This is a genomic window from Pseudoalteromonas sp. NBT06-2 (assembly GCF_002276045.1).
In the GTDB taxonomy this organism is placed as follows: domain Bacteria; phylum Pseudomonadota; class Gammaproteobacteria; order Enterobacterales; family Alteromonadaceae; genus Pseudoalteromonas.
The window spans coordinates 1-7,133 of record NZ_NQMR01000223.1; the positions used below are offsets into that span (position 1 = coordinate 1).

Annotated in this window: 7 protein-coding genes; 5 read left to right on the forward strand and 2 right to left on the reverse strand. The window is 37.9% G+C overall.

Going from position 1 to position 7,133, the window contains the following annotated elements; all coding sequences use genetic code 11:
- Positions 1–81 precede the first annotated feature (81 nt).
- The gene (locus CJF42_RS24290) at positions 82–1,482 is read right to left on the reverse strand and encodes a heavy metal sensor histidine kinase (RefSeq protein WP_095369110.1); all 1,401 of its coding nucleotides are present in this window, start codon (positions 1,480–1,482) and stop codon (positions 82–84) included.
- Positions 1,472–2,158: a heavy metal response regulator transcription factor gene (locus CJF42_RS24295; protein ID WP_095369111.1), complete on the reverse strand. Its 687-nt coding sequence runs from the start codon at positions 2,156–2,158 to the stop codon at positions 1,472–1,474. Before CJF42_RS24295 ends, CJF42_RS24290 begins: the two co-directional genes overlap by 11 nt.
- Positions 2,159–2,332: 174 nt before the next feature.
- On the opposite strand from CJF42_RS24295, the gene CJF42_RS24300 reads away from it, so the two are divergent.
- The 5 genes from CJF42_RS24300 to CJF42_RS24320 are packed head-to-tail and all read left to right on the forward strand — an operon-like array spanning position 2,333 to position 6,865.
- Positions 2,333–4,138, forward strand: a complete 1,806-nt coding sequence (locus tag CJF42_RS24300; RefSeq protein ID WP_095369112.1) for a copper resistance system multicopper oxidase — start codon at positions 2,333–2,335, stop codon at positions 4,136–4,138.
- On the forward strand, positions 4,135–5,007 hold the full coding sequence (locus CJF42_RS24305) for a copper resistance protein B (protein WP_095369113.1): 873 nt from the start codon (positions 4,135–4,137) through the stop codon (positions 5,005–5,007). The genes CJF42_RS24300 and CJF42_RS24305 overlap by 4 nt, the downstream gene beginning before the upstream one ends.
- Positions 5,008–5,030: 23 nt before the next feature.
- Complete coding sequence (locus tag CJF42_RS24310) at positions 5,031–5,441, forward strand: copper resistance CopC family protein (RefSeq protein WP_095369114.1); 411 nt, start codon at positions 5,031–5,033, stop codon at positions 5,439–5,441.
- Between the two features lie 8 nt (positions 5,442–5,449).
- Positions 5,450–6,349, forward strand: coding sequence for a CopD family protein (locus CJF42_RS24315; RefSeq protein WP_095369115.1), 900 nt, complete (start codon positions 5,450–5,452; stop codon positions 6,347–6,349).
- Between the two features lie 27 nt (positions 6,350–6,376).
- Positions 6,377–6,865, forward strand: coding sequence for a nuclear transport factor 2 family protein (locus tag CJF42_RS24320; protein ID WP_095369116.1), 489 nt, complete (start codon positions 6,377–6,379; stop codon positions 6,863–6,865).
- Positions 6,866–7,133 lie beyond the last annotated feature (268 nt).

The following is a 7,133-nucleotide window of genomic DNA, read 5'->3' on the forward strand; positions in this document are numbered from 1 at the left end:
ATCCTTAAGTTAATGACATTGAAAAGCCTTAAGCAGTCGTAACGGAAAAAAGTGTAAAAACATGGTCTAAGAATCCTATCATTAATTAAGCCTTTGATATGTTAAAAAAACCCTAAAACATGTGCTTTCATCATCTGAAGTTACCTCTACTTTACCATCATTTGCCTCTACTAATGCTTTAACTATAGCAAGCCCAAGCCCTGCACCATCACTGTGTCGTTGACGTGATTTATCAGGTCGATAAAAGCGGTCGAATAAATAGGGTAAATGTTCTGGAGGTATTTTTTCTCCTGAATTTTTCACTGAAATACAAATTTGGCCATCATCTACTTTTTCACTATGTACTGTGATTGATGAACCTTGTGGTGTATATCTAATGGCATTTGATAAAAGGTTTGATAGTAATTGACGAAAGTGTAACTTATCACAATAGAAATTTAACTTTTGACCTTGTTTTATAAATTCAATATTTGATTCTTCAGCTAACGCATCAAAGTATTCAAATAAGGCATCTATCTCATTATTATTACATAATGCTTGTTGTGCTGGCTTTATCAGACCATTTTGTGTTTTTGCCAGCCATAACATATCACTGATCATTTTAGTTAACCGCTCAAGCTCTTCAAGGTTTGAAAAAAGCAGCTCTTGATATTCTTCCAGCTCCCTTGAACTCGACAATCCTACTTGAGTTTGAGTGATAATATTTGTCAGGGGGGTGCGTAATTCATGGGCTATATCGCTTGAAAAATTTGATAATCGATAGAATTCCTTTTGCAACCTGTCGAGCATCGCATTAAATGATTGCACCATATTTACCAGCTCTATGGGAATATTTTTTTCATCTAATCTAACATCCATTTTATTAGTTTGAATATCATGCATTTTTCTACTTAAGCCACGTAAAGGGTTTAAACCTTGGTAAACAGCAAACCATGCAGCAAGTAAAACAAGTAAGCCTGAACCTAACATAATAACCCATAAACTTTGTCTAAATTGAGTTAAAAACTGCATATGAAAACTCATATCAATAGCGACAATAATTTTATAGTTACCATGCTGATCTACATAATCAGTAACCAGTATTCTATACATAGAATTATTAAATTTCTGAGATGCAATATTGTCTGGATTAAATCCTATCGAGGATGGCAGTAACTTACTTAACTGACTAAATTTTTTTGATGAATTACTATAAATAAAGCTCCCTGATTTAGTATTTATTTGATAATAAACGCCATGATGTCCCACCACGGCATTTGATAAATTAGTAATAAGTTGTTCTTTAGAGTCATAAGGCTGAGACAAAATGTGCTCAATTGAATGATTAATCACTTTGAGCTCCCCACTATCTTGCTCAGAAAAATGATGATTAATAGAGCTATCGATCAATACCCCTATCAATGAAAGACAAAATATAACCGTTATCGCTACAAATAACACAACCCTAAAAGTCAGAGACATAGGTCTAAATTTAGTTGCCATCTATATCGACCTCTAATTTATAACCCATACCCCTTACAGTATGAATAAGCTTGATTGTGAAGTCATTGTCTACTTTCGCCCTCAGCCTTCGGATAGCGACATCAATCACATTAGTATCGCTATCAAAATTCATATCCCATACTTGAGAAGCAATAATAGAACGAGGTAATACTTCCCCTTCTCGACGTAACAATAGCTCAAGTAAACTAAACTCTTTATTGCTGAGCAAAATGCGTTGCCCTGCGCGCTGTACTTTTCGTTTAGGAATGTTCATTTCTAAATCGGCAACTTTGAGGGTATCATCAATTTTTTTTGCCCCGCCACGGCGAATAAGCGTTCGTACTCTAGCTAATACTTCAGGAAAGGCGAATGGCTTAACCAAATAATCATCTGCACCTAGCTCAAGTCCCTTAACCCTATCATCAATACTATCGCGAGCAGATAAAAATAGTACTGGCGTATCGTTTTTTGCTTCACGTAGCGATTCTAAAATTCTCCAGCCTGTTACATCTGGCAACATCACATCTAAAATGATGACATCAAATGATTCAGTCATAGATAAGTGATAACCATCAAGGCCATTACGAGCTAAAGAAACTTGAAAGCCCGCTTCATTTAAGCCTTGCTTCAAATAATCTCCTGTTTTAGTTTCATCTTCAACAACAAGCAAGCGCATCATATTCCTTCAGTTATTCAATTTTTGACTTAAATCATCTTAACTATTGTCGCTAATAAAATGAGTTAATACCAGTTACAACAGCAACATGACAACTTTGTCATGTTGAAGTCATCTCCGTGACAGGTTGAACCTCTACACTTTGCTTATATTCTGTATAAGAGGAGTTCGTCAATGGGCGATATTAATAAACCGCAAGTAACTCAGCTTTCTCGCCGCCGATTTGTTCAAGGACTTGTCGCTGGAGGGGTCTTAACTGCTTTACCAGGTATTAGTAATGCAGCAGCATCATTATTAGGGCCAGGAACCATTACAGGTAATGCACCTGAGCTAAGTGGAAAGGTAATTGAGTTGGTTATAGATGAATCACCAGTAAACTTTACAGGTGTTGTTCGTATGGCAACAACCATAAATGGTTCAATACCAGCTCCTACTTTAAGGCTAGTAGAAGGGGATACTGTTACGATTAAAGTGACTAATAAATTACCAGTTCCGAGTTCTATTCACTGGCATGGCATCATTCTACCTTATCAAATGGATGGTGTACCAGGCATCAGCTTTAAAGGCATTATGCCAGGTGAAACCTTCACTTATAAATTCAAATTACAACAAAGCGGTACTTATTGGTATCACTCTCACAGTGGTTTCCAAGAGATGACTGGTATGTATGGTGCTTTAATCATTGAACCTAAAGAAAAAGACATTATTACATCTGATAATGAACATGTGATTCAATTATCGGATTGGACTGATGATGATCCCATGGCACTGTTTCGCAAACTGAAAATACAAAGTGATGTATTTAATTTCAATCAACCTACGGTACCAGAGTTCTTTGATGATGCATCAAACATGGGTGTAGCTAATGCTTTAGAGCGCCGAGAAATGTGGCATAAAATGCGTATGAATCCTACCGATCTTGCCGATTTATCAGCATCCGCGATGACTTTCCTCATGAATGGTAGCGCGCCGATGGCAAACTGGAGAGGACTATTTAAGACAGGCGAAAAACTTAGATTGAGGTTTATTAATGGGTCAAGCAATACCTTTTTTGATGTGCGAATTCCCGAGCTGAAACTAACAGTTGTTCAAGCCGATGGACAAAATGTCGAACCTATAACCGTTGACGAATTTCGTTTCGGCCCAGGCGAAACTTACGATGTAATTGTTGAGCCTAAAAATGATGCCTATACCATTTTCGCTCAAAGTATGGACCGTTCAGGTTATGCGAAGGGAACCTTATCTGTAGCACCCGGTATAGATGCACCTACACCCACTTTAGATTCAGTTGAATGGTTAACTATGGCTGACATGATGGGAAATATGGCTGTTAGCGGTCATGGAGCTATGTCAAATATGCAGAAGTCCGGTATGGATCACGGCGCAATGAATCATGGCGGTATGACAATGGACCATAGTAAACATGGCATGTCAAAAAATCCACTGAGTGTTGCTAGCACTAAAGTTCGGCATGCAAAAACTGAGTATGGTGCATCCGTAGACATGCGTGTTGATATGCCAAGAACAAACCTTGATGATCCGGGCATCGGCCTTCGAAATAATGGTCGCCGAGTATTAACTTTAGCTGACTTGCGTTCTTTAGATGGTATTGCTAATCAACAAGAGCCTGAAGATGAAATTGAGCTGCATTTAACTGGAAATATGGAACGCTATAGCTGGTCTTTTGATGGCTTAGAATTCGGGAAAAGTACACCTGTCCACATGAAGAAAGATAAACGAATACGGGTTATTTTACAAAACGATACCATGATGACTCATCCTATGCATTTACACGGTATGTGGAGCGACTTAGAGAGTGATTCTGGTGGTGTTCAAGTGCGCCGTCATACCATTCCTGTTCAACCTGCGCAAAGGCTTAGTTTTTTAACTACTCCACATGATGTAGGCCGTTGGGCATGGCACTGTCACTTATTATTTCATATGGATGCAGGTATGTTTCGAGAGGTGGTTGTATCATGAAAAAGTTAAAATTGTCAAAAGCGCTCAGCAGTACGCTGTTGGTTTGTTTGCCTTTTCTAAGTGCACAAACACTCGCGCAAACAGAAATGACAAAAATGACAGGAATGGCCAATCAAAAAATGCAGGCTAAGGGTGATGAACCGCCAAAAGATGCCCGTGATCCACATGCATATTCTGCTGGCACGACCTTAACGGAAGGACCTTATGCATTAGATAAAGAAAGCCGATTAATTCTTGCCGATGAACATAATTTTTACGCACTTTTAGGTAATAGAGTTGAATATAACCAACAGGATAATTCGGGGGTATTAGATCTACAGGCATGGTATGGCACAACCTTCGACCGATTAGTCATTAAAACCGAAGGAGATATTACTGATGAAGGCATTGAAGAAAACCAAACTGATATTTTATGGGGGCACGCTATATCTACATATTGGGACACTCAGGTAGGGATCCGCTCTGATTATTATAAAGAAGGTGAAAATCGTCAATGGTTAGCCTTCGGTTTACAGGGCTTAGCCCCTTATTGGTTTGAAGTTGATATGACCGCTTATCTAGGTGAGCAAGGCAATACGGCATTAACTCTAGAAGCAGAATATGAACTTTTATTAACTCAAAAGTTGATTGTACAGCCTCGTGCTGAGTTAACTTTTTATGGCAAAAACGATGAACAAAATGCGCTCGGCAGTGGTTTATCAAGCAGTTCAATGGGTTTACGTGTTCGGTATGAGTTTACGCGTCAATTTGCCCCCTACCTTGGTGTAGAGTGGAGTAAAAAATTTGGTGGCACAGCCAATTATGCACAATTAAATGGACAAAATAACAGTGAGACAGCTTTTGTAGCTGGTATCAAATTTTGGTTTTAACGTTTCTTAAATATGAGGTAATTATGAAATTTTTTAATACAGCAATAACACTCTTAAGTTTAGCACTGACTTTTTCAGCGTCAGCACATGTCTCACTTAAACAATCAACACCAAAAAGTGATGCTATGTTGATGCAAAGCCCTGAAAAGCTTAGTTTAACGTTTAGTGGTGATGTAAGGCTTGCAAAAGTGACGGTGAAGAATGCAAAAAATAAAGCGATGGATATTAACTTTAAACCAAGCGCGACACCCAACAACAATTTTAGCTGGTCTCTGCCAAATCTTGAAACAGGTAATTACACGGTAAAATGGTTCGCATTAGGCGGTGATGGTCATAAAATGTCGGAGAGTTTTAATTTTATGGTGCATAGCACAAAGTCGCCTTCGAAGATGAAACAAGAAAAACCAGTTTCTCACAACAAACACAACCACTAGGCAAAAACATGCAGATAAGTGATTGGTCAGTGCTATTACTAGCGTTAAAACTTGCGAGCTATTTAGCTATATTGGCACTTGCCGGTACTTTAGTAATACGTGTTATCAGCAGTTATGAAGTAGATGAGACTAACTTAACCTACTTCAATCGATATTTAAAACGCTGGCAAATCATTTGTGTTGCTATTGGCTTTATCGCTGCAATATTACAAATTCCAATTGAGGCGGGCGCCATGGCGGAGTCTGGACTATCAGGTATGATAGACCCATTCATGCTTGAAATTGTATGGCAATCAGTTATTGGTGAACAGGCCCTTTTTAGAGTGTTAGTTTTCATTGTCGTCATGATTGCAGTATGCACTTGGCAACCTGTATCTAAAACAATAAATTATATCAACTTTGCATTCATGTTATTAATGCTTATTTTGCTAACTTATAGCTTTACATTTACAGGTCATAGCTCTGATAAAAGTATACTGATAAAAGGTATTTTAACCTTACACCTTGTGGCAATTGCTAGTTGGGCTGGATCGTTATGGCCGTTATATAAAAGTTGTAAGCTGCTACCCATCACTGAGGTTAAAACAGTAATGGGGTACTTTGGTCAGCTGGCTATTGCAATCGTGTTTGTGCTGCTGACTTCAGGGATGTTATTGATATTGCAATATTTAAATTCATTTAATGAAATACTAACCACCAATTATGGTCAGCTGATTTTACTAAAATTGCTCTTCGTTAGCGCTATGTTATTGCTTGGTGCTTGGCATAAATTCTTTTTAGTCCCTAAGCTGAAGCGACAACATCATGTTGATGTTTTAAAGCGCTCCATTTCAGTTGAAATACTTGTTGCCTGTTTTGTACTAATAACAACGAGTGTATTTACCACACTAGTTGGTCCAACATATTAATTATTCACCACAAAAAATGAGAAAAACATGTTAATAAAACACCCTAGATTTATATTGATTTCAGCTTTATTGATGACAGTAATAAGCTCTTTCACAGCTAACGCTCATGATGAAGAAAAACACCAAAACAAGAGTAACCTCTTTGTTGGTACACAAAGCGATGCTGCAAAAACAGTAAGAGCCTTTCATCGTTCGCTTAAGCAAGGAGATAAGATAACAGCACGTAAATTACTTGCTGAAAATGTTATTATTTTTGAAGGCGGAGGCGTTGAACGTTCTGCTGATGAATACGCTAATCACCATATGTTGTCAGACATGAAATTTCTTGCTGAGATGAATAGTAAATTATTAGAGCATAATGTAAAAATCATGGGAAATACCGCGGTTTCAGTATCACGAAGTAAAACGACAGGAACATATAAAGAAAAAGAACGGAATTATGAAAGTATGGAAACTATGGTATTAGAAAATCAAAATGGCGAATGGAGAATAGTTCGTATCCATTGGTCAAACTAATTATTAAAAGCCTACATGCTAAAACAACACAAAGTTGATCTAGTATTAGCTTTTAGCGGGATTTAATGTCCGCTATGTAGTAACTGAAGTCGAATAAGCCACTTCCCCTCACCTCTGCAATGTCGGAGTAGCAGTCGTTAACGAAACTGATACCAACGTCTGCTTCTCGCTCTTCAATGTCATTAACTTAAGGATTTAACACATACGTTTATATCCCATTGAATACTTATTTGGCGCGAATCTTCGGTCTTTTCTAACAAACTTCCTA